General features: G+C 59.5%; 22 protein-coding genes and 1 tRNA gene. 9 read left to right on the forward strand and 14 right to left on the reverse strand.

Annotated elements, in window-relative coordinates; translation table 11 throughout:
* Window positions 1–43: 43 nt before the first annotated feature.
* Window positions 44–1,030, reverse strand: coding sequence for a thiosulfate ABC transporter substrate-binding protein CysP (cysP, locus tag ACQZ48_RS02150; protein ID WP_137411504.1), 987 nt, complete (start codon window positions 1,028–1,030; stop codon window positions 44–46).
* Between the two features lie 169 nt (window positions 1,031–1,199).
* Window positions 1,200–2,270 carry an enoyl-CoA hydratase/isomerase family protein gene (locus ACQZ48_RS02155; RefSeq protein WP_191216684.1) on the reverse strand — a complete coding sequence of 357 codons (1,071 nt, stop codon included), beginning with the start codon at window positions 2,268–2,270 and terminating at the stop codon, window positions 1,200–1,202.
* A 284-nt stretch (window positions 2,271–2,554) separates the two neighbouring features.
* On the opposite strand from ACQZ48_RS02155, the gene ACQZ48_RS02160 reads away from it, so the two are divergent.
* On the forward strand, window positions 2,555–2,812 hold the full coding sequence (locus tag ACQZ48_RS02160; RefSeq protein ID WP_191216685.1) for a DUF2934 domain-containing protein: 258 nt from the start codon (window positions 2,555–2,557) through the stop codon (window positions 2,810–2,812).
* A 137-nt stretch (window positions 2,813–2,949) separates the two neighbouring features.
* Here the strand turns inward: ACQZ48_RS02160 and ACQZ48_RS02165 are convergent, their stop codons facing one another.
* Complete coding sequence (locus tag ACQZ48_RS02165) at window positions 2,950–3,672, reverse strand: SH3 domain-containing protein (protein WP_321186448.1); 723 nt, start codon at window positions 3,670–3,672, stop codon at window positions 2,950–2,952.
* A gap of 257 nt (window positions 3,673–3,929) precedes the next feature.
* Between ACQZ48_RS02165 and ubiG the strand changes: the two genes are divergently transcribed.
* On the forward strand, window positions 3,930–4,682 hold the full coding sequence (gene ubiG / locus ACQZ48_RS02170) for a bifunctional 2-polyprenyl-6-hydroxyphenol methylase/3-demethylubiquinol 3-O-methyltransferase UbiG (RefSeq protein WP_191216686.1): 753 nt from the start codon (window positions 3,930–3,932) through the stop codon (window positions 4,680–4,682).
* 38 nt (window positions 4,683–4,720) lie between these two features.
* On the opposite strand, the gene ACQZ48_RS02175 is transcribed toward ubiG, so the two are convergent.
* The 4 genes from ACQZ48_RS02175 to ACQZ48_RS02190 are packed head-to-tail and all read right to left on the reverse strand — an operon-like array spanning window position 4,721 to window position 7,144.
* Complete coding sequence (locus ACQZ48_RS02175; protein ID WP_191216687.1) at window positions 4,721–5,149, reverse strand: DUF1178 family protein; 429 nt, start codon at window positions 5,147–5,149, stop codon at window positions 4,721–4,723.
* A complete protein-coding gene (locus ACQZ48_RS02180; protein ID WP_191216688.1) occupies window positions 5,146–6,006 on the reverse strand; it encodes a carbon-nitrogen hydrolase family protein in 861 nt (286 codons plus the stop codon). The genes ACQZ48_RS02175 and ACQZ48_RS02180 overlap by 4 nt, the downstream gene beginning before the upstream one ends.
* 33 nt (window positions 6,007–6,039) lie before the next feature.
* The gene (gene grxC / locus ACQZ48_RS02185) at window positions 6,040–6,294 is read right to left on the reverse strand and encodes a glutaredoxin 3 (RefSeq protein ID WP_191216893.1); all 255 of its coding nucleotides are present in this window, start codon (window positions 6,292–6,294) and stop codon (window positions 6,040–6,042) included.
* Between the two features lie 58 nt (window positions 6,295–6,352).
* Window positions 6,353–7,144 carry a ComF family protein gene (locus ACQZ48_RS02190; protein ID WP_077985147.1) on the reverse strand — a complete coding sequence of 264 codons (792 nt, stop codon included), beginning with the start codon at window positions 7,142–7,144 and terminating at the stop codon, window positions 6,353–6,355.
* Window positions 7,145–7,287: 143 nt separating this feature from the next.
* On the opposite strand from ACQZ48_RS02190, the gene ACQZ48_RS02195 reads away from it, so the two are divergent.
* Window positions 7,288–8,169, forward strand: a complete 882-nt coding sequence (locus tag ACQZ48_RS02195; RefSeq protein ID WP_191216689.1) for a methyltransferase domain-containing protein — start codon at window positions 7,288–7,290, stop codon at window positions 8,167–8,169.
* A gap of 19 nt (window positions 8,170–8,188) precedes the next feature.
* Here ACQZ48_RS02195 and ACQZ48_RS02200 read toward each other — a convergent pair whose 3' ends face one another.
* The 6 genes from ACQZ48_RS02200 to ACQZ48_RS02225 form a co-directional block, all read right to left on the reverse strand.
* The gene (locus tag ACQZ48_RS02200; protein ID WP_077985149.1) at window positions 8,189–8,377 is read right to left on the reverse strand and encodes a Flp family type IVb pilin; all 189 of its coding nucleotides are present in this window, start codon (window positions 8,375–8,377) and stop codon (window positions 8,189–8,191) included.
* 94 nt (window positions 8,378–8,471) lie between these two features.
* Window positions 8,472–8,786, reverse strand: coding sequence for a hypothetical protein (locus ACQZ48_RS02205; RefSeq protein WP_077985150.1), 315 nt, complete (start codon window positions 8,784–8,786; stop codon window positions 8,472–8,474).
* Between the two features lie 171 nt (window positions 8,787–8,957).
* On the reverse strand, window positions 8,958–9,371 hold the full coding sequence (gene mutT / locus ACQZ48_RS02210; RefSeq protein ID WP_003522547.1) for an 8-oxo-dGTP diphosphatase MutT: 414 nt from the start codon (window positions 9,369–9,371) through the stop codon (window positions 8,958–8,960).
* Entirely contained in the window at window positions 9,368–10,144 is a 777-nt protein-coding gene (locus tag ACQZ48_RS02215; protein ID WP_448728451.1) for a GNAT family N-acetyltransferase, read from the reverse strand. The genes mutT and ACQZ48_RS02215 overlap by 4 nt, the downstream gene beginning before the upstream one ends.
* 18 nt (window positions 10,145–10,162) lie before the next feature.
* Window positions 10,163–11,404, reverse strand: coding sequence for a bifunctional glutamate N-acetyltransferase/amino-acid acetyltransferase ArgJ (gene argJ / locus ACQZ48_RS02220; RefSeq protein WP_191216691.1), 1,242 nt, complete (start codon window positions 11,402–11,404; stop codon window positions 10,163–10,165).
* 85 nt (window positions 11,405–11,489) lie between these two features.
* Window positions 11,490–12,353: a peptidylprolyl isomerase gene (locus tag ACQZ48_RS02225; RefSeq protein ID WP_077985321.1), complete on the reverse strand. Its 864-nt coding sequence runs from the start codon at window positions 12,351–12,353 to the stop codon at window positions 11,490–11,492.
* Between the two features lie 242 nt (window positions 12,354–12,595).
* Between ACQZ48_RS02225 and secA the strand changes: the two genes are divergently transcribed.
* From secA to ACQZ48_RS02250, 5 genes are all read left to right on the forward strand, one after another.
* Window positions 12,596–15,304 (forward strand): preprotein translocase subunit SecA, encoded by a 2,709-nt coding sequence (secA, locus tag ACQZ48_RS02230; protein WP_142912028.1) that lies wholly within the window; start codon window positions 12,596–12,598, stop codon window positions 15,302–15,304.
* Window positions 15,305–15,439: 135 nt separating this feature from the next.
* Window positions 15,440–16,333, forward strand: a complete 894-nt coding sequence (locus tag ACQZ48_RS02235; protein ID WP_137411494.1) for a DMT family transporter — start codon at window positions 15,440–15,442, stop codon at window positions 16,331–16,333.
* Window positions 16,334–16,414: 81 nt separating this feature from the next.
* The gene (mdoC, locus tag ACQZ48_RS02240) at window positions 16,415–17,617 is read left to right on the forward strand and encodes a glucans biosynthesis protein MdoC (protein ID WP_191216692.1); all 1,203 of its coding nucleotides are present in this window, start codon (window positions 16,415–16,417) and stop codon (window positions 17,615–17,617) included.
* A 57-nt stretch (window positions 17,618–17,674) separates the two neighbouring features.
* The gene (gene uppV / locus ACQZ48_RS02245; RefSeq protein ID WP_191216693.1) at window positions 17,675–19,090 is read left to right on the forward strand and encodes a Wzx-type polysaccharide biosynthesis protein UppV; all 1,416 of its coding nucleotides are present in this window, start codon (window positions 17,675–17,677) and stop codon (window positions 19,088–19,090) included.
* An 8-nt stretch (window positions 19,091–19,098) separates the two neighbouring features.
* A complete protein-coding gene (locus ACQZ48_RS02250; protein WP_077985157.1) occupies window positions 19,099–20,370 on the forward strand; it encodes a GNAT family N-acetyltransferase in 1,272 nt (423 codons plus the stop codon).
* 54 nt (window positions 20,371–20,424) lie between these two features.
* Here ACQZ48_RS02250 and uppQ read toward each other — a convergent pair whose 3' ends face one another.
* Window positions 20,425–21,078 (reverse strand): polysaccharide biosynthesis GNAT family N-acetyltransferase UppQ, encoded by a 654-nt coding sequence (gene uppQ / locus ACQZ48_RS02255; RefSeq protein ID WP_448728452.1) that lies wholly within the window; start codon window positions 21,076–21,078, stop codon window positions 20,425–20,427.
* Between the two features lie 357 nt (window positions 21,079–21,435).
* On the opposite strand from uppQ, the gene ACQZ48_RS02260 reads away from it, so the two are divergent.
* Window positions 21,436–21,520, forward strand: a tRNA-Leu gene (locus ACQZ48_RS02260).
* The last annotated feature ends 20 nt before the right edge of the window (window positions 21,521–21,540 follow it).

Consider the following 21,540-nt stretch of genomic DNA (forward strand, 5'->3'; position numbering starts at 1 on the left):
GCAGTTTCCCGCCGGGTCTTTTACCTGTTGTGTATCGCTGTGATTAACGGCTGCCATAAAGCGTATCAAGCGCCGCACCGGATGCAAAATGCTCTTTCTGGATTTTGTCCCAACCGCCGAAGACATCATCGACGTTGACAAGGCGAACGGCCGGGAACTTGTCCTTGAATTCGCCGACAACCTTTTCATTGTGGACGCGGTGGCCAAATTCGGCGGCGATGCGCTGACCTTCCTCGGTATAGAGGAAATCGAGATAGTTTTTCGCCAGATCACGCGAGCCGCGCTTGTCGACCACCTTGTCCACCACGGCCACCGGGAATTCGGCCAGCAGGCTCACGGAGGGCACGACGCCTTCCACCTTGTCTGCACCATATTGCTTGGCGATGCCGCGGGTTTCTGCCTCGAAGGTGATCAGCACGTCACCGATTTCACGCTCAACGAAGGTGGTGGTGGCGGCGCGGCCTCCGGTGTCGAACACCGGCGTATTGTCGAAGATTTTCTTGACGAATGCCTGAACCTTCGCGTCGTCGCCATTAAACTTCTCCTTGGCGTAAGCTGTGGCGGCGAGATAGGTGTAACGGGCGTTGCCCGAAGTCTTGGGGTTGGGGAAAACGATCTTTACGTCGTCGCGGGCAAGGTCGTCCCAGTCCTTTATGCCCTTGGGATTGCCGGCGCGCACGAGGAAGGACGGGAAGGAATAGAACGGCGACGCATCGTTCGGGAAATCCTTCTTCCAGTCGGCGGAAACAAAGCCCTGCTTCACCAGAAAATCGACATCGGTCACCTGGTTGAAAGTGACAACGTCTGCCTCCAGCCCCTCGACGATGGCGCGGGCCTGCTTGGAGGTGCCGGCATGCGACTGGTCGACAGTTACGCCCGGATGCTGCTTGATGAACGCCTCATTCTCAGCCGCAAAAATTTCGCGGGCAATATCATAGGACGCGTTGAGGATGGTCGTCGGCGATTGCGCCTGCGCCGCACCTGCCAAGAGAGCAGCAATAGCGCTACCGATGATGAGAAGACGTTTCATGAATACCCCCGGCAATTCGAATGACGCTCAACATAGCGGGCGAAGGCAACAGGGGCGAGAAACAGTCATGCTTTCCGGGTGCACTCACTGGAAATTTAGCCCAAAAAGCATCGATTTCAGAGGCGATCATTTCATATACGTCAAGAAGCCGGATTTCTTTTGCGTCGGTTTAAAGACGATGATCGGGAAACAGATTGCCGGAATGCGCGACAAAATAAGGCGCAATGTCCTCCTCCCGCACCTCATCCAGCCGCGCCGGCTGCCAGAGGGGATTACGGTCCTTGTCGACCAGCGCCGCGCGCACGCCCTCGTAAAAATCATGCTGGCGCAATATTTCCGTGCCGGCGGCGAATTCCCGCTCCAGGCATTCGATGAGGCTCGCGCTTTCGCGGCCGAGACGCAGCAGCTTCAGGGTCAGTTTCAGACTGGTGGGCGAGCGTTTTTGCAGGACCTCGAGGGTCTCGCGCGAAAACGCATCCGCACGCGCCGAAAGGGCGGCGAAAATCTCTTCGACCGTGTCGAAACGGAATGTCGCGTCGATGATATCCCGATTGATGGATAAAACGCCTTCATCGGCCTCGACTGCGTGCGCCATGATCGCCGCCTCGATGCTGTCCACATCTGCGGCCTTCGACAGGTCTTGGACCAGGCCGTCGAGACGGTCCGAAGGAACACTATAATCGGCAAAACCGGCATAGATAGCATCGGCGGCGGTGACGGCGTTGCCCGTCATTCCCAGCCAGGTGCCGCATTCGCCCGGTGCGCGTGGCAGTAGCCAGGAGCCGCCGACGTCAGGAAAGTAACCGATTCCGGTTTCCGGCATGGCGAGTTTTGTGCGTTCGGTAACGATGCGGTGGCTGCCATGGGCTGAAATGCCGACGCCGCCGCCCATGACGATACCGTCCATAAGGGCGATATAGGGCTTGGCGAAGCGGGCGATGCGATAATTAAGCGGAAATTCTTCCCGCCAGAAATCAAGCACCTGCGGGTCGCCCGCCTTGCCGAGATCGTGAATGATGCGGACATCGCCACCGGCGCAAAGCCCCCTGTCGCCCTCTCCCGTCAGTACCACGCAGGAAACATCAGGATCCTCCTCGAAACGCTGAAGCGCCTGAAACAGGTCGCGCACCATCGGCAATGTCAGGCTGTTGATGGCCTTCGGGCGATTGAGGCGAATGATGCCGGTCCCTCCCCGTTTTTCGATGATGACCTGTGCATCCGCTTCCGCTCTCCGTTCCAAGGTCGTCTCCTCCGCTGCCCATTCATCCCGCCATCTTGGCGGCCTTGGCGCGATCGCGCAATGTTGATCTTATCCTGCGGGAACGTCTTTCGCTCAAACCGCGTCAATAGATAGAAAATGCCGGAAATCCGTTTTCGCAATGCAGCATGTTTGCTTGACGCCCGGAAAATCATGGCATGTAATGGGTTCTGGAAATGCCGGCATTGATTCCTGTCGAGCGTGTGCCGGACCACAGCGGAATGTCGCCTTCTCATAGGCGCTGTCAACAGCAACGGGAGACGAGCATGCAGGTTTCGGAACATGAATGGATCAGTAAACGGGCATATACACTCTGGGAAAAGGAAGGCCACCCGCATGGGCGCGATGCGCACCATTGGGAACAGGCCAAACATGAATTTTCGCTGCTGAAGACATCGGAAGCGACGAAACCCGCCACGCGCAAGAAGGCCGCTCCCAAGGCCGCTGCGGCAGAATCCGGACCGGATGCGGAAGCCCCTGCAAAACCCAAGACTCGCGCCCGCAAGGCTGCCGCTGCAAAATAACGCCGCTTCAGTAAATCCAATCAACTATTCAATGGAATAGGCCCGACGAAATCTCGCCGGGCCTATGATTTTGGATGTCGACTGAAGTTCGACGATGCAGCACTTAAGGCCCGTTGTTTTACAATGGCCGAAAACGCTTACTGACCTATCCCAAGATCCCGTTTCAGGCGGAGAATGCGATCACGATCTTCGTTGTTCTGGCTACTGCCAGCATCTCCACGCGGCGGCTCAGGTGCGCGATTACCTTCGTTCCATTCCCCATGACGACGCTCCCAGCGGCCGTCGTTCGGCCCGCCTTGTCGCGGATCACGCCGTTCATCGCGCCGATTGTCGCGCGATTCATCACGACGCCCGTCACGCCAGTCGTCGCGGCGGCTATCACGCCACTCGTCACGCGAACGTGGACGATTCCAGTCGGCGCGGGGCGGCGTGGCGTTCCAGTAACCACCTGACGGCGGCGGACGGCGCCAGCGGTCGCGCTCGCGGTAAAAGTCGCGGTCACGATAATAGCGGTCCCAATAACGGCCGACCTCGAAGGTGATCACCGGCACGCCAAGATCGCGATAATAACGCGGCTCGACATAGACCCGGTTCTGCCTGTAGGTCGTGGCAATATAACGCCCGGCTACCCAGCCGCGACCGCCCACAAACGAGACATCGCACCACGGCGTATCGGAAAGGCAGCCGTGGACAGTGAGCGGCGCCCCATTCGGGATCACCACGACGGCCGGGTAGGCCGTGCTCGGGCCGGAGCGCATATTCACATTCGCGGTGGCGAAACCGCGCGTCGCAGCCTCGGCAAGTGCCGGCGCGGCGAGCATGGCCACCAGCGCAATTGCGCCTAACAGTTTTTTCTTCACTTCTTTCTCCTCAAGCAAAGGCCCGCTTTGCCCTTGTCGGCATCAACCGTGTTGGACGGACGAGTACGCGTTCCGCATACTGCCACGATCGGAAAATACGCGCAGCTGCATGAACGCAGCATGAAACAAATAAGGCATCCAATCAGTTCCACCTGCGGCAATGAGCGCCCGATAAATCGCCGCCGGAATGGACGGCCGGTCTTGACTTCGGAGGGCAATCATCCGACTTCAATGCAACAGCAATATGGAGCAGAACCATGAGCGAAACCGCACAGACGACCGTCGACCAGAGCGAAGTGGATCGCTTCTCTGCGATGGCTGCGGAATGGTGGAGCCCGACCGGCAAGTTCCGCCCGCTCCACAAGTTCAATCCGGTTCGGCTCGAATATATCCGCAACCGCATCTGCGACAATTTCGGCCGCGACCCGAAGGCGCACCGCCCGCTGGAAGGGCTGCGCATATTGGATATTGGCTGCGGCGGCGGCCTTCTCTCTGAACCGGTTGCGCGCATGGGCGCGGATGTGGTGGGCGCCGATCCCTCGGAAAAGAATATCGGCATCGCTTCCACCCACGCCCGCGAAAGCGGGGTAAGCGTTGACTACCGCGCCATGACCGCCGAACAGTTGCAGGAAGCCGGCGAAACCTTCGACGTCATCCTCAACATGGAGGTGGTCGAGCATGTGGCCAATGTCGATCTTTTCGTCACCACCTGCGCGAAAATGGTACGACCCGGCGGCCTGATGTTCGCGGCCACCATCAACCGCACGCTCAAAGCCCGCGCATTGGCAATCTTCGCCGCCGAAAACGTTCTGCGCTGGCTGCCGCGCGGCACACACCAGTATGAAAAGCTGGTCCGCCCGGAAGAACTCGAGCGGCCGCTGGTGGCGAGCGGCATGGATATCATCCACCGCACCGGCGTCTTTTACAACGTGCTGCAGGATCGCTGGAATCTCTCACCGGATATGGACGTCAACTACATGATGCTGGCGAAACGACCGGCGCAAGGCTAACGCCGGGCGCGATCTGAGTGATGTCGTTCTAAAGAAATTCAGTTGACGTCATCAGGCAAGACCGGCAGCGGCGCGATCTCGATACCCTCATCCAGCAGGGCCCTGGCTTCCTGCGCAGAGGCATTGCCGATGATGCCGCGCTCATCCGCTTCGCCATAGTGGATCTTGCGGGCTTCTTCCGGAAATTTATCGCCGACATCCTCGGTACTGGCGCGGATATTGGCGACAGCCTCGCGGATTTTCGCCATCGCCTCTTTTCTGGCCGTATCCATGGCGAGCGTCTGGCGTTCGTCTTTCTTGCGGGCGGTAGAGACCGAAGGCGCCATCAGTAGTTTTGATACCTGCACGGAATTGCAGACCGGGCAGGACAGGAAACCGCGCTGCAACTGATTGTCGAAATCGTCGCTACCGGCAAACCAGCCTTCGAACTCATGGCCCTTTTCACAGGCCAGCGCATAACGGATCACGCCGCTTCACCTCCAGCAGGTTTCAAGGGAATGACAGTGTCCAGTCCGAACTCGCGGGCATTGCGCAGATTGGGAATTTTGCCACGCGCGGCAGCCACCATCGACGTATCGATCTCGGCGAAGATGATCTCTTCGCCAGCGCCGCCGGCAATGGCCAGAACCTTGCCCCATGGGTCAATGATGATGGAGTGGCCGAAGGTCTCCCGCCCGTCCTCGTGCACGCCGGCCTGCGCGGCGGCGATGACGAAAGCGCCATTTTCGATGGCGCGGGCGCGCAATAGGATTTCCCAATGGGCTTCCCCCGTCTGCCTGGTGAAAGCCGCCGGAATCGTCAGAACTTCTGCACCGGCCAGCGCTTCAGCGCGAAAAAGCTGCGGGAAACGGACGTCGTAGCAGATTGCGAAGCCGAATTTCCCCAGCGGAAGTTCGGCGATACGCGCGACTTCGCCGGGGTGATAAGCGGCGCTTTCACGCCAGCTTTCACCATTGTCGAGATCGACATCGAACATGTGGATTTTGTCATAGCTGCAAATGCGCGAACCATCCGGCGCGAAGAGAAAACCGCGATTGGCAATCTTCCCATCCGGCCGGGCAATCGCGGTCGAGCCGACATGGACATGAATGCCGAGCTCACCGGCGAGACGGGCGGCCGTCGCAACGATGATATCGCCATCGTCATCACGCAATTGCGCACGCAGCGCCTGCCTGTCCTTCTGAATCGCACCCGTCATTTCCGGGGTCTGCACATAAACGGCGCCCTCGGCCGCGGCCGCGCGCACAAGCCGTTCCATATCGGCGGCGTTTCTTGCCGGATCGACGCCGGAGCGCATCTGAATGGCGGCAGCCTTGAAACTCATCACATCCTCCATACCCGCGAGAATCGCGGCCGATCAGGCGGCCAGCAGCGCGTCCAGTTTACCGGCGCGCTCCAGCGCGTGCAGATCGTCACAGCCGCCGACATGCTGGCCGTTGATGAAGATTTGCGGGAAGGTCGTTCCGCCGGATTTGTCGATCATTTCCTGCCGGTATTCCGGTGTCGTCGTGGCGTTATATTCGGCGTAATCCACGCCTTTGCTGTCCAGCAGCGCCTTGGCGCGCGCGCAATAACCACAAAAATCCCGCGTATAGATCGTCACCGGTGCCATGTTCTCGAAGCCCTCGCAAACGTGCGGTAAAACGCACGATAAAGTCGTCATTCAGGTTTCATATAGGCCCGGAAATGGCCATTGCAAAGGTCAAAACCGTCACATCCGCGGCACCGGCCTTGCGCAGGGCGCGGCTTGCCGCACCCACCGTCGCGCCGGTGGTATAGACGTCGTCCACCAGCACCACGCGCTTGCCATGGAAATCACCTTCACGGCCGGGCGCAAGCGAGAAAGCGCCGCGCACATTGTCGCGCCGGGCAAGTGCGGAAAGCCCAACCTGCCGCTCCGTCGGCTTCACACGCAGCAGCGTGCCGGCAGCCAAGGGCTTGCCGGCGACCCTGGCCAGATGCCGGGCCAGCTCGGCGGATTGATTGAAGCGGCGGCGCAGGAAACGGTTGCGATGCAATGGAACCGGCACGATGCAATCGCAGGCATCCACCGTTCCGTCGCTTGCCCTTAGCATCCACAGCGCCATCAGGCGGGCGAGATCGGTCCGGTCCTGATATTTCAGCCGGTGCACGAGTTTGCGGGCGGTTCCCTCATGGCTTGCGACGGCGCGCAGCCGGTCAAAAGGCGGCGGTTCGGCAATCGCCTGCGCGCTCACGAAACCGTCTCCGTGATCCCGCGCGAAGGGAATGCCCAGAACCTCGCAAAAAGGACGATCGATAAAGGCCACATCCCGCCAGCAATCCGCACATAAGGCGCCCTCGCCGCCGGTCATGCGGGTGCAGCCCGCGCAGGTTGGCGGATAGACCATACGAAAGACCGCACGCCACATGTCTCCCGCCGCCGCCGGCACGGCCGCAGACTTCGACAGCAAACCCGAAAACAGACTTTCACCAGCACCCATGAGGTTGACTTTACCGCCGAACGGGTGCCTTTGCGAGAGCGATAGTTTCCTCCCGACACCGGGAAAACGATGCCCCAAGCGGCATGAGACCAACGATACGGCCCGCCGATCTCAAAGGCGCTTGAGGCCGAGCAGGCAAGACGATGGATATTCTCTTTGACCAGGCCCTGATCGAACAAAACCGTCACCGGGCGTGGGCCAGGCGCGACGACAAGGCCCTGTTTCTTCTCGATATGGCAGCCGAAGAGCTGGCCGACAGGCTTGCCATCGTCGAGCGCCAGTTCGAGACCGCGATCGAACTTCACGGCGGAACCGGCGTCACGGCGCGACGCCTGGCTGAGACCGGCAAGGTGGATACCATTCGCCGTATCGAAACCGAGAGCTCTTTCGCGACGGATGCGAATACTCCCGAGGCCGCCTCCATGGAGCATCTGCCGCTTGAGGAGGCCTCCGCTAATCTCATCGTTTCACCGCTTGCCCTGCACCTGACCAACGATACGCCCGGCGCGCTGATCCAGATCCGGCGGGCATTAAAACCGGACGGCCTGTTTCTCGGCGCCATTCCAGGCAGCGGTACCCTGCAGGAACTGCGCGACGTGCTGCTGACCGCAGAGGCCGAACTGACCGGAGGTGCCAGCCCACGTGTCATTCCTTTCGCCGATGTACGAGACGTCGGCGCGCTTTTGCAGCGCGCCGGGTTTGCGCTCCCCGTGACCGATGCGGAAAGCTATACGGTGCGTTACGATTCAATTTTCCCGCTGATGCGCGACCTGCGCGCCATGGGCATGGCCAACCCACTGGCAAGCCGCAGCAGAAAGCCGCTCAACCGCGCTTTTTTTCTGCGCGCGGCAGAGCTTTACGCCGAGCGATATTCCGATCCTGACGGACGGATAAGGGCGACATTTTCGGTTATTTACGTATCAGGCTGGGCGCCGCATGAAAGCCAGCAGAAACCGCTTAAACCCGGTTCCGCCAAGGTGCGGCTTGCCGATGCCTTGAAGACAACAGAGGTGAAGCTGTCCTGAGCGATCAGCCAAAAGGTTTCTACTCGGCCAAAGTGTCTGCGATGAACTGAAACACGTCATTGATGTTGCTGCTGATGCTGCCTGCGCCAACGATCAGGGCAGCGGAAATCACCCCGACAATCAGGCCGTACTCCACCGCTGTCGCACCGTTTTCGTTTTTGCAGAGATTGATAAGAAAATGCAGCACAGGATATTCCCCATCCGCCATCCGGCGCGTTGCGACAACCGGCGTCCACCCTGTTGAAATCAGCTTTATATTAGGCCGGCGATGTGAGGAATCCGTTACCGTTGATGGTAAACGATCAGCAACCGCTCTCGTTGCTATAACCCATGACCACGCAGGGCGTTTCCGGCATCGGCTGGGTGATGCTGCGACGGATGGAATAGGTCTTGCCCACATCGGTCTTCTTGATGGAGCCCGTGCTGATCATGTCGTAATTGTCAGGAAACTGCGCCACCCTTGTGGAGGATTTTCCGGCAAGCATGGGAGTGACGATCAGCGAGAGCGCGATAACCGCCGTGCCGAAAAGCAGCGCCACATTGAGCACGCCGGTGCGACGGGACTTGTCAGGATAAGAGTGACGACCTTCCACCGTCTTCCAGAAATCCTCGTTCATGACCAACCTCGTCTCGCGCAGTTTACCGCTTCTTTAGCTTAACAATCTGCCAGAGGGTGCTGAACGATCTCTTAACGAAGCCCCGTTTTGGCACGGTAAAGCACTGGAAGAGAGGTGTTTTCACGAAGCTGTGACGGGATAAGGCAGGAGGGCCGTAGTGCCCCCTCGGTTCTACAGCAAATCCTGGAGGAAGGGGATGAGCGGCTCATCGGCCGGCGGCATGGGGTAATCGCGCAGCGCCTGGGGTTTGACCCATTTAATCGCCTGCCCTTCCCGGCCATGGGCGATGCCTTCATAGCGACGGCACACATAAAGCGGCATCAGGAGGTGAAAGGTCTCGTAGGTATGGCTGGCAAATGTCAGCGGCGCGAGGCAGGCGACCTTGGTTTTGATACCCAGTTCCTCGTCCAGTTCACGGACAAGGGTTTCCTCTGGCGTCTCGCCATGCTCCACCTTGCCGCCTGGAAATTCCCATAAGCCCGCAAGCGACTTGCCTTCGGGACGCTGCGCCAGAAGAATGCGGCCGTCCTGATCGAGAAGTGCGCAGGCGGCGACCAGCAGGATTTTTTTTCCCGCCTCGCTCATTCACCTGAACCCTTGCGCCAGTAGCGATAACGATAAGCCTCAGAGAAGCCGAATTTTTGATAAAGGGCGATGGCAGGCGCATTGGTGGAGACGACCTGCAGCCAGGCGGTTTTTGCGCCGCTTATTCTGGCCCAGCGCAGTGCCGACGACAGAACCTGCGTGCCCAGCCCCTTTTTACGTTGCGACTTTTCGACATCAAGCGAGATGACGCCGGCAAGATCGTTATCCTGCACGCAGATCATGGTGGCGAGCGGGTTACCCTCCACTTCCTCGTTGATGAAAAGGCCGAGCATCGGTTTGATGGAACTGACGATTTCAGCGATTGCCGGGCGCAGCGCCGGATCGCCATCGCTGACCTTGATGCTGGCTTCGACAAACCGGCCGATATCGTGGCTCGGAAGACTGACCAGCGTTTCCGGCAGCTCCACGCTGGAGAGATCGGCCGTCATAACCATGACCTCTTCGAAGACAGACCAGCCATCAGCAGACAGAAAATCCACGAGTTGCCGCGGCATCAGTGTCGTTTCGCGTACCACCAGCGGCCGGCCGAAATCCTCGAAACGCTTGCGTGCCTTTTCCAGCCGCAGCGCGCTGTTTCCGTAATCGGATGGATCGAGCGGCACCACGCAGTTAATGCGTTTGGAGGGGTGTGAACCCGTCAGGCGGATTTGCCAGCTGCCGTCATAAATCACTGACGACGCGGGCCATGCCCGGAAGCTGACGGCTTCCAGACGGCGAACCAACGGCAGATTGACGGCTTTATTGTCCTGCATTCTCTTCGGCTCCAACGGTCAGCTCCGATAGTCGCCGTTGATCGCAACATATTCTTTCGTCAGGTCACAGGTCCAGACGGTGGCCGTTCCCTGACCGAGGCCGATATCCACCTTCACTGGAATGTCTTCGAGACGCATCACCGCGCTGGTTTCCGCTTCCGAATAATCCGGGTCGCGCTCGCCGTTGACGGCCACGCGCACGCCGCCGAACCAGATGGCGAGACGGTCGCGGTCTGCCATCTCGCCGGACTTGCCGACAGCCATGACGACGCGGCCCCAATTGGCGTCTTCGCCGGCAACCGCGGTCTTCACCAGCGGCGAATTGGCGATGGAAAGAGCGATCTTCTTGGCGGCGGCGTCGTTTTCCGCACCAGTCACGGTGACCTCCACCATCTTGCGTGCGCCTTCGCCGTCGCGAACCACCTGCAACGCGAGATCCTTCAGGAGATCGTTAAGCTCCGTGCGGAACGAGGACAGGCGCTCGTCATCGGCGCTCGTCACCTTAACCTGGCCGTCTTCCGCTGCTGCACCCGTGGCGAACAGCATCAGAGTATCGGAAGTGGAGGTATCGCTATCAACCGTCACGGAATTGAAGGTCGGGCCGACACCGGCAGACAGCAGCGACTGCAGGGCGGCGGGCTCGATATCCGCATCCGTCACCACGAAGGAGAGCATTGTCGCCATATCGGGGGCAATCATGCCGGCGCCCTTGGAAATGCCGTTGATCGTGACGACCACGCCGCCGATCTCGGCGGTGCGGGTCGCGACCTTGGGATAGGTGTCGGTCGTCATGATCGCCTTGGCGGCTTCCTGCCAGAAATCGGCTTCCGCCCTGACATTCATATCACCGAGCACGCCGGCAAATTTCGTTGCATCCAGCGGCTCGCCGATCACGCCCGTCGATGCGAGAAAGACCTCGCCTTCAGCACAGCCGACGGCGGCGGCGGCGGATTTCGCCGTCAATTCGGTCGCCGCCTTGCCCTTGAGGCCGGTAAAGGCATTGGCATTGCCGGAATTGACCACCACGGCGCGCGCCACGCCGCCGCCGAGATTGGCGCGGCAGAAATCGACCGGGGCGGAGGGGCACTTCGATTTGGTGAAGACGCCGGCAACACTTGCAGGCTTGTCGAACACCATCAACAGAACATCCGTGCGGTTCTTGTACTTGATGCCGGCGGCGGCCGTCGCCATGCGAACGCCGCGCAGCGCCGGCATGTCGGGATAGGATTTCGGAGCGAGCGGGGAAACGGCAACGGACATGGGAAGCGCCTGAAATTCTGGAAAAGGGGTCTGGAATGCCTGAGATGAAACGGGGCGGCCCATAGCCGCCCCGTAACATTTGTCTTTACTGCTGCGGCTGAGCCTGCTGTTCCTTCGTGGCTTCGTCGTAGCCCTTCTTCAGCGTCTCATCCATGATTTCGATCTTCTGGTCAGCCTTTGCCTTTTCGATGAGGGCAACGTACTTGTCACGCATGACAAGCTGACGAACCTGCGGCTCGACCTGCTCGAAAGCCGGCGGCGGCGCGATACGCTTGTCTTCAAGCTTGATGACGTGGAAGCCGAACTGGGTCTTCACCGGAACCTTGGTGTAGGCGCCCTTTTCGAGGCCGAAAGCGGCCTCTTCGAATTCCGGCACCATGCGGCCCTTGCCGAACCAGCCGAGATCGCCGCCGTCATCCTTGTTGGAATCGGTCGACTTTTCCTTGGCGAGCGCGGCGAAATCCTTGCCCGAATCAAGCTGTTTGATGATGTCCTTGGCGTCGTCCTCGCTGGCGACGAGAATGTGCGCGGCCTTGATTTCCTCTTCCTGCGGCAGGGCTGCGACTTCCTTGTCGTAGCGGGCCTTTACTTCGTCATTGGTGACGGCGTCGACCACGTGCTTGCGGAAATAGGCGTTGTGAAGCTCACGGTCCTGGATGAATTCCATGCGCTTCTTGAAATCTTCAGTCTTTTCCAGCCCTTCGGCGCTGGCGTTCTTCACCAGAAGCTTGACGTCGATCGCACCGGACAAGGCTGCAACCTTCTTCTGCTCATCGGGAAGCTGCGCGAGCTGCGGGTCGAGATTGCTCATGGCGAGGTCGAGTTCGGACTGGTGGATTTCCAGATCGCCGACCTTGGCGACAACCTTGTCTTCCTGTGCAAAAGCCGGAAGCTGGAGGCCGAGCGTGGCCACAATCACCGCAGCCGCAATTTTATTATAGCGCAACATTTTGAACCTTTCGGGGACAATGCCGGCTCCAGACATGGTTTCCGGCTCTGAAAAAACTTCCAAACACCGGATTGTGGCCATTCTGTAACGGGCAGAACCGTTGACATCATTTGCCCCCCCTCTTATCTGTCACGCAACCTCGCGTCCAGATACGTTGAAGGGCGAAGTCCGTCATTTATGCTGAAATCGGCGTGACGGAGAAAAGCGCCCGGCAAAACGGAATTTCAGAAAGGGCCAGTAATATGGTCAGTCTCGGCGGAATAGCCCGCAAGTTGTTCGGTTCGGCAAATGACCGCCGCGTCCGCTCCTATAAAAGTAAGATCGCAGCCATCAATGCGCTGGAAGAGGCCACCAAGGCGCTCTCCGATGAAGCGCTGGCGGCCAAGACGGCGGAATTCCGCCAGCAGCTTGCCGATGGCAAGACGCTGGACGACCTGCTGATCCCGGCTTTCGCCGTTGCCCGCGAAGCATCGCGCCGCGTTCTGCATATGCGCCCCTTCGACGTGCAGCTGACCGGCGGCATGATTTTGCATGGAGGCGCTATCGCCGAAATGAAGACCGGTGAAGGCAAGACGCTGGTGGCGACCCTTGCGGTCTATCTCAACGCGCTCGCCGGCAAGGGCGTGCATGTCGTCACCGTCAACGACTATCTCGCCAAGCGCGACGCGGCCACCATGAGCAGGCTCTACGGTTTCCTCGGCCTGACGACTGGCGTCATCGTCCACGGGCTGGACGACGACCAGCGCCGCGAGGCCTATGCCTGCGACATCACCTACGCCACGAATAACGAACTTGGCTTCGACTATCTGCGCGACAACATGAAGTATGACCGCGCCCAGATGGTTCAGCGCGGCCACAACTACGCGATCGTCGACGAAGTCGACTCGATCCTGGTCGACGAGGCGCGCACGCCGCTCATCATTTCCGGTCCGCTGGACGACCGTTCCGACCTTTACAACACCATCGACGCCTTCATTCCGCTGTTGACGCCGGAAGATTACGAAATCGATGAAAAGCAGCGCTCGGCCAACTTCTCCGAAGACGGCACCGAAAAGCTCGAGAACCTGCTGCGGCAGGCGGGCCTGCTGAAGGGCGAATCGCTTTACGACGTCGAAAACGTCGCCATCGTCCATCACATCAACAATGCGCTGAAGGCCCACAAGCTCTTCACCCGCGACAAGGACTATATCGTCCGTAACGACGAAATCGTCATCATCGACGAGTTCACCGGCCGTATGATGCCGGGCCGCCGTTATTCCGAAGGTCAGCATCAGGCTCTCGAAGCCAAGGAAAAGGTGCAGATCCAGCCGGAAAACCAGACGCTGTCTTCCGTCACCTTCCAGAACTATTTCCGTATGTACTCCAAGCTCGCCGGCATGACCGGTACGGCATCGACGGAAGCGGAAGAATTCGGCAATATCTACGGTCTCGACGTCATCGAAGTGCCGACCAACCTTCCGATCCAGCGTATCGACGAGGACGACGAGGTCTATCGCACCGGCGAGGAGAAGTTCCAGGCGATCATCACCGAGATCAAGGCGGCGCATGAGCGCGGTCAACCGGTTCTGGTGGGTACGACGTCGATCGAGAAATCCGAGCTTCTGGCCCATATGCTGCGTCAGTCCGGCTTTACCGATTTCCAGGTTCTGAACGCCCGTTACCACGAGCAGGAAGCCTATATCGTTTCGCAGGCCGGCGTTCCGGGCGCGGTTACCATCGCCACCAACATGGCTGGTCGCGGTACCGACATCCAGCTCGGCGGCAACGTCGACATGCGCCTCGAGCGCGAGCTGGAAGGCATGGAGTCCAGCCCTGAGCGTGACGCGAAGGAAGAGGCTATCCGCGCCGAAATCAAGGTGCTGAAGGAAAAGGCGCTGGCCGCCGGCGGTCTTTACGTCATCGCCACCGAGCGCCACGAAAGCCGCCGTATCGACAACCAGCTGCGTGGCCGTTCCGGCCGTCAGGGCGACCCGGGTCGCTCGAAATTCTACCTGTCGCTTCAGGATGACCTGATGCGCATCTTCGGTTCCGAGCGCATGGACTCGATGCTGCAGAAGCTCGGCCTCAAGGAAGGCGAGGCAATCGTCCATCCGTGGATCAACAAGGCGCTGGAACGCGCCCAGAAGAAGGTCGAGGCCCGCAACTTCGAGACCCGCAAGAACCTTCTGAAATATGACGATGTGCTGAACGACCAGCGAAAGGTGATCTTCGAGCAGCGTCTCGAACTGATGGAAGCAGACAATATCGGCGAAACCGCAGCCGATATGCGCCACGAAGTGATCGAAACGCTCGTCACCAAGCATATTCCGGAAAATGCCTATGCCGAACAGTGGGATATTGCAGGCCTGAAGGCCGGTGTCGCGCAGTTCCTCAATCTCGACCTGCCGGTGGAGGAATGGGCGAAGGAAGAAGGCATCGCCGAGGACGATATTCTCCAGCGCGTCACCGAGGCCGCCGACAAATACGCCGCCGAGCGCGCGGAACGTTTCGGCCCCGAGATCATGACCTATGTGGAACGCTCGGTCATTCTCCAGACGATCGACCATCTGTGGCGCGAACATATCGTCAATCTCGACCATCTGCGCTCTGTCGTCGGTTTCCGCGGTTATGCCCAGCGCGACCCGCTGCAGGAATACAAGGCGGAAGCCTTCGAACTGTTCCAGGCCCTGCTCGCCAATCTGCGCGAGGCCGTCACCGCCCAGCTGATGCGCGTTGAACTCGTGCAGCAGGAACCGCAGCAGCCCGAGCTGCCGGAAATGACGGCGCATCATCTCGACCCTCTCACAGGTGAAGATGAAATGGCACAGAACGCGCAGGCCGCTTTCGTGCCGGCGGGGGATCGTGATCCGGAAAACCCGGCCACCTGGGGCCGTATCGGCCGCAACGAAATGTGCCCCTGTGGCTCCGGCAAGAAATACAAGCACTGCCACGGCGTTTACGAACAGGCCTGAAGCAGTTCCCGACAGTCAAACGAAATCGCCCGCATCTTCAGTTGCGGGCGATTTTCGTTGTGCCACTTGATCGCTGTTGACGGATATCGGCAATTTCCAATATGGGAGCCTCATCGTCTTTCGGAAAACGCTTTCATGGCTCCTCGCGACTTTGCGTCTTATGTTTTTCTCGCACTCGCGTGGGGAATGTCTTTCCTGCTGCTTTTGCATGTCGTGGAGGCCTTCGGCTGGATCGGCGCGGTTACGCTTCGCTCGCTTGTCACCGCCGTCGCCCTGTTTCTGATCGCGATTACGGCCCGCCGAAAGCTTGCATTTTCCGCCAGCTGGCGCGCCTTTGCCGTTGTCGGCGCAACAACCGTCGCGGGACAGTTGATCGGCCTTTCCTATGCGACGCCGCTGGTCGGTACCGCCATGGCGGCCATATTGGTGGCCACCATCCCGCTCTTTTCAATGCTCATCTCACAGCTATGGGGTCTTGAGCGTCTGACGCAGCGGGGCTTTGCCGGTCTCGTCATCGGTTTCGGCGGCATTATCCTGCTCGTCGGCTTTCCCGCGGTTCCCGTCACAACCAGCTTCTTCATCGGCTGCGCCGCCTGCGTTGCCGCCTGCATCTGCGCCGCCTATGGCAGCAACTATGCCAGCCGCCATCTCAAGGGCGTGGGTTCGTGGGAAATCACCATCGGCTCCTTCCTCACGGGCGGGCTGATGACTTTACCGCTTCTTCTGGCCGTGCCCCTGCCTGGAGCGCCGCGCTTCATCGATTACGGTTATCTGCTCATACAGGCGGTTGTCATGAGCGGACTTACCTACATCACCTATTTCAGGCTTGTCTCCTCGATCGGTGCAACCAGGGCGATCAGCGTGGAATTCGCCGTGACCGTCGTGGCGGTTCTCATCGGCGCACTGGTGCTGGATGAACCGCTTTCGCTTCCCCAGCTTTTCGGCGCCGGCATCATCATCTTAGGCTGTGCCCTGGTTCTCGATCTCCTGCCCAGGAAAAAGGCTCCGCCCACACCCTCCGGGGCGTGAAGGGTTTGTTAGCGTTTTCCACCAATAGTCGTGCTGGTCATTACTGATCAAACGGGATCGCGCTTACGGCGCGAGGGGAAAATGCAACCGGGCAAATCAGATTACGAGCATTACTGGGACCCGCTAAGGGCCCTCCTCATGCTGCTCGGCATCCCTTATCACGCCTCCCTACTCTACAGCCATGCTCTGCCATGGGACATCAAGGATTTCGACACCAGCCCGCTTCTGAGCGCGCTGGGTGCTGCGCTCGTCACCTTCCGTATGCCGTCATTCTTTCTGGTTGCCGGCTACTTCTCCACCATGGTCATCGGCAAGAAGGGCAAGATGCGCTGGCTGAGGCAACGTTTCCTGCGTCTCGGCGTGCCCTTTGTCGTGGCGGTCCTTCTGCTCGGGCCATCACAGCTTTTCCTGCTGCAACTGGCCGGCGTCGCCAAAGGCGACATCCCGGCCGACCGGCTGCTTGAAAGCCTACCCGGCCTGCTGCGTCCGAGCGAAGAATGGATCATGCATCTTTGGTTCCTGCCGGCCCTTATCTTCTATTCGATCCTGCTTGCCGGCCTGCTGTTTCTCGCGGAACGTCCGCCATTGGCACATATCAGACACTGGTTCGGCAGCCTGCGCCAGCGGCATGCCGCCCTGTTTTTTGCGGCGCTGTGCATCCTGCCTGTTTTATGGGAATTGACGATCTACGGATCCGGCCTGCTTGCGGCAAAGAGCGGAAGCCCCCTTTTTCTTCTTTATGAACGCGCCTCCGACCCCTATGCGCGTTACTTGCCATTTTTCCTCATCGGCGCGCTTCTGCAGCGTGACCGCGCCCTCTTTCACCGCTTTCGCCAGACGGGTCTTCCCACCGGCATCGTCGCGGCGGGCGCCATCGCGACGGCGGTGACCTTGCGCCTGCAACATCCCTTTTCGAATTCGGCGCTGCTGGTGCTGGTGTCGGCAGTTGCGGCGGTGGCGACAAGCCGTCTGTTGATCGATCTCGCCTGCCGCTATTTCGACAGGCCGAACCGGATTGCCAGAGGCATGACGGATGCATCCTTCACTATCTACCTGTTTCACCATCCGCTCATCTACGCCTTCGGAACGCTGTTCATCCTCATTGCGCTGCCGCCCATCCTGGAATTCACCATCATCGTCGCGGCCACCACGGCGGTGGCCTATATGCTGCATCAGGCAATACGTTGCAGCCCGCTCGCCCTTTTCCTGTTCAACGGCATCCGCAAGCCACGCGTGATGGACGATATTGGCACACGGGCCGCCGCGTCCCAAACCCTTCGTTAAGGATGGAGCGGGTATGATCGGCCTGCCTATTCAACTGGAAATGATGGCGTGTGGATCATGGCTATCCTCAACACGGCGGAAAAAGCCCTACCCGCAGACCTGCGCGCGAAGCTTTCGCCGCTGGTAACGAAAGTCGCCGTTCTTCTTTCCGGCGGAGATGAGCTCTCCCGTGCGCAGCGTATGGCGCTCGTTGCGTTTGCGGTGCGCATCGTCAGCGCCGGCATCGCCTTCATTTCCCAGATCATTCTTGCCCGCCTGATGGGCGAATTCGAATACGGCCTGTTCGCATTTGTCTGGGTACTGGTGATCCTGTTCGGCAATCTTTCCTGTCTCGGTTTTCACACCACGGTCATACGCTTTTTACCCGGCTATCGTCTGGAGGACGCCCACGACAAGATCATGGGACTGACCTCGACGGCGCGTGTCTTCGCCATGCTTTCGGCCAGCGCGCTTGCGATCTTCGGCTTCGTTTTCCTGTATTTCTTCGGCGAGCGCATCGCTTCCTACTATCTCATTCCCATGTCGCTGGCGCTTTTCACCCTGCCCATGGTTGCGTTGGGCGATGTGCTGAACGGCACGGCGCGCGCAAATGGCTGGGCGGTCTCCGCTCTCAGCCCCACCTACATCGTTCGCCCGGTGCTTATCCTACTGTTCATGCTGGCGGCAATCGGTCTTGGCGCGGGAAAAACCGCAACGACAGCCATGCTCACGGCGCTTCTTGCCACCTATGTCACCACGCTTTTCCATTTCGTCTTCATGAACCGCCGGCTCAACCGGCATTTCCGCAGCACGGCCCGCAGGGTGCATTTCCGCCGTTGGATAAGCTTCGCCTTCCCGATGTTCCTGATCGACGGCATCGGTTTTTTGATGACCAATTCCGATGTGGTGATCGTCGGCCTTTACCTGCCGCCGGATCAGGTCGGCATTTATTTTGCCGCGGCCAAGACCATCGTGCTGATGCAATTTGTGTTTTTCTCGGTGCAGGCGGCCGCCGCCCCGCGCCTGGCCGCCCTGATGTCGGCCAATGACAGGCAGGGGCTTGCCGGTTTCGCCAGCCAGGCCGCGCGCTGGGCTTTCTGGCCGTCGCTCGCCGTCGGCAGCGTGGTGCTTCTGGCCGGCCCGTTCCTGCTGTCGCTGTTCGGCCCCGGCTTCGTTCAGGGCTATGAGTTGATGTTCTTCCTTTTCGCAGGCTTCCTCGCCAAGGCGCTGATCGGCCCGGGAGAAACATTGCTGAACATGGCCGGCAAACAAAAATTGTGCGTCGCGCTTTATATTATCATCTTTGGTTGCAACATTGCACTCAACATGGCGCTCATTCCGGTCTATGGTCTGACAGGGGCCGCGGCAGCAGTGGCGATAGCCATGTGCATAGAAGCTGTGCTATTGCATATTGCCATTCGCCGCACACTCGGGATCGTCCTTTTTGCCTTCAACGATCCCCGGGCGGGTCAAAACACTGGGAAGGCGGTGTAACGATAAGCATGTCCAGCGATCCAAAGAATCCGGATTTTCAGGATCCGCGCATCGCGGCGCTGATGGCGTCTGCGGAGCGTGACCGTCCCGTGGCCGACAGCAGCCGACGCGTGGGCCGCGATGGCCGGGAATTCTGTATCTATCCGGGTCAGCTCGGTTATGACATGCAGGAAGAACTCGACTTTCTGTCCAATCGCGTCATGGAGGCGAATGTCTTCTTCACCGGAAGGCTTCTCGCACCCGCCATGCCGCGCATCGAAGACAAGTCCGTGCGCTTCGCCCTCATTCGCGACGAGAACGGCGCCAGAAGCCGCATGCGCTTCCTGATGCCCTTTACCGTGGAAAAGCCGGGTTTTTCCATCGGTCCCTCCATCATTCGCGTCTGGGCCAATCCATTCGGGCCGCTCGGCACGCCGCTGGTCGACACCGAAGGTGCTGCCGAAACCCTCGACAATCTTTTCGATGCGCTGTCCGACAGCAACATGCGTCTGCCGAATGTTCTGGTTCTGCCGGATGTCCGGCTGGAAGGGCCGTTTGCCCGAATGTTCAAAGCCATCGCGCTCAGCCGCAACCTGCCGGTGACGACGACGGGCAATTATTACCGGCCGATGCTGGAAAGCCTTCTCGACGGCAAGGCGTATCTGCGAAACGCCCTTGCGCCGCACCATTTGCGCGAAATGAACAGGCAATGGCGTCAGCTCGAAAAACTTGGGCCCCTCTCCTATACCGTTACCCGCCAGCCAGCGGACGTGCGCTACCGCATGGAGGAGTTTCTGGCGCTGGAGGCGAGCGGCTGGAAAGGCCGCAAGCGCACCGCGCTGGTCAATGACCGTTATCGCGCCGCCTTCGCCCGCGAGGCGATCACCAATCTGGCCGAAGCGGATGCGGTGCGTATCCACACCATCGATCTCAACGGCAGCGCGATTGCTTCCATGGTCGTCTTCATCGCAGCCGGCGAAGCCTATACGTGGAAGACCGCTTTCGACGAAAACTATGCGCAATTTTCTCCCGGCAAGCTGCTGGTGCAGAGACTGACCGACTGGCATCTGGATGACGCCAATATTCTGCGCAGCGACAGCTGCGCCGTGCCCGATCATCCGATCATGAGCCGCTTCTGGCAGGAACGGCAGGAAATGGGCACGCTGGTTGTCGGGCTTGCCCAGAATAGCGACCGGGACGTGCGGCAGGTTTCCACCCAGGTGGACATGTACCGCAACACCCGCAACCTCGCCCGCAGCCTGCGGCAGAAAATCCTGTCCTTCGGACGCAAGGGCAATTGATCCGAAGGGCGCTGGCAGCGCCCTTCGGATTTCAGGACGCGGATGGGACCCGTCTTAGCGCGAGGCCGTCCTGATCATCTTGCACAATTGCGTCAAAGCGGCATCGTATCCGCCACCTAGAATATCGACGCACCGGCGGGCAAGCTTTATCTGCTCCGTGCGCGACATGTCGTTATAGGACTGGATGACCTGACGCATGGCGCGAGGCGTCATCGGCCGGCCGGGATTGTTCGGATTTCCGATATTGCCAGGATTTCCCGGGTTCCCCGGATTGCCAGGGTTACTCGGCGAACCTGAGCCGCCAATGCCCAGCCCGACATCGACACCGAGCCCGCTTGATCCGCCCACATTGGCTCCGACATTTGCGTTGACACCGTTGGAACCGCCGACGGAGGCATTCACGCCGGCATTGACCCCGCTGGAACCGCCGACGGATGCGTTGACATCCGCATTGACCCCATTGCTGCCACCGACCGAAGCGTTGACATCCGCACCCAGCCCGCCGCCGCTGCGGCCTCCGATATCAGCACCGGCATTACCCCCCCCACTGCCGCCAACGGAAGCGCCGACACCGAGACCACCGCTATCATTGCTACCCACGCTAGCATTAACCCCGTTCTCTCCGCCGATCCCGATATCCAGCGCATGGGCGTTGACCGGTAGGATCAGGCAGGCAGACAGTAACAAATTGCGAGAAAGAGCCCTCATAATTTCCTCCCTATGAGTTGGCTACTCCCGCCCCGCGTGGAAACTCCACATCGGCATCATAGTTTCAATTAGTAATTGCGTATATGCCATTTTATTAGATATATCTAAAATTATCCGAATAATTCAACCCCAGGTGTATTGTTTTGAAACAGGTGAGACTGATTGAAATGCCTGTGCCACAGCAATTTCGCCGATTTTTTTAAATGTCGGCTCGTGATTTTCGCCCTACGCCACCGCGCGCTGGGATAGCCTTTCGTAAAGGCAAATTTCCTGCTTTTGGGCTTGCACGCAAGGTCTCGCCCGTGATAGACGCCGTGGCATTGCCTCAGTGACCTGAAACACAATCGGCATCGAAATGCGGGTGTGGTGGAATTGGTAGACGCGCCGGACTCAAAATCCGGTTCCGAAAGGAGTGTCGGTTCGACCCCGACCACCCGCACCACCTCTTACGATTTGCACGAC

The sequence above is a fragment of the Agrobacterium sp. 22-209-1 genome (assembly GCF_053522485.1).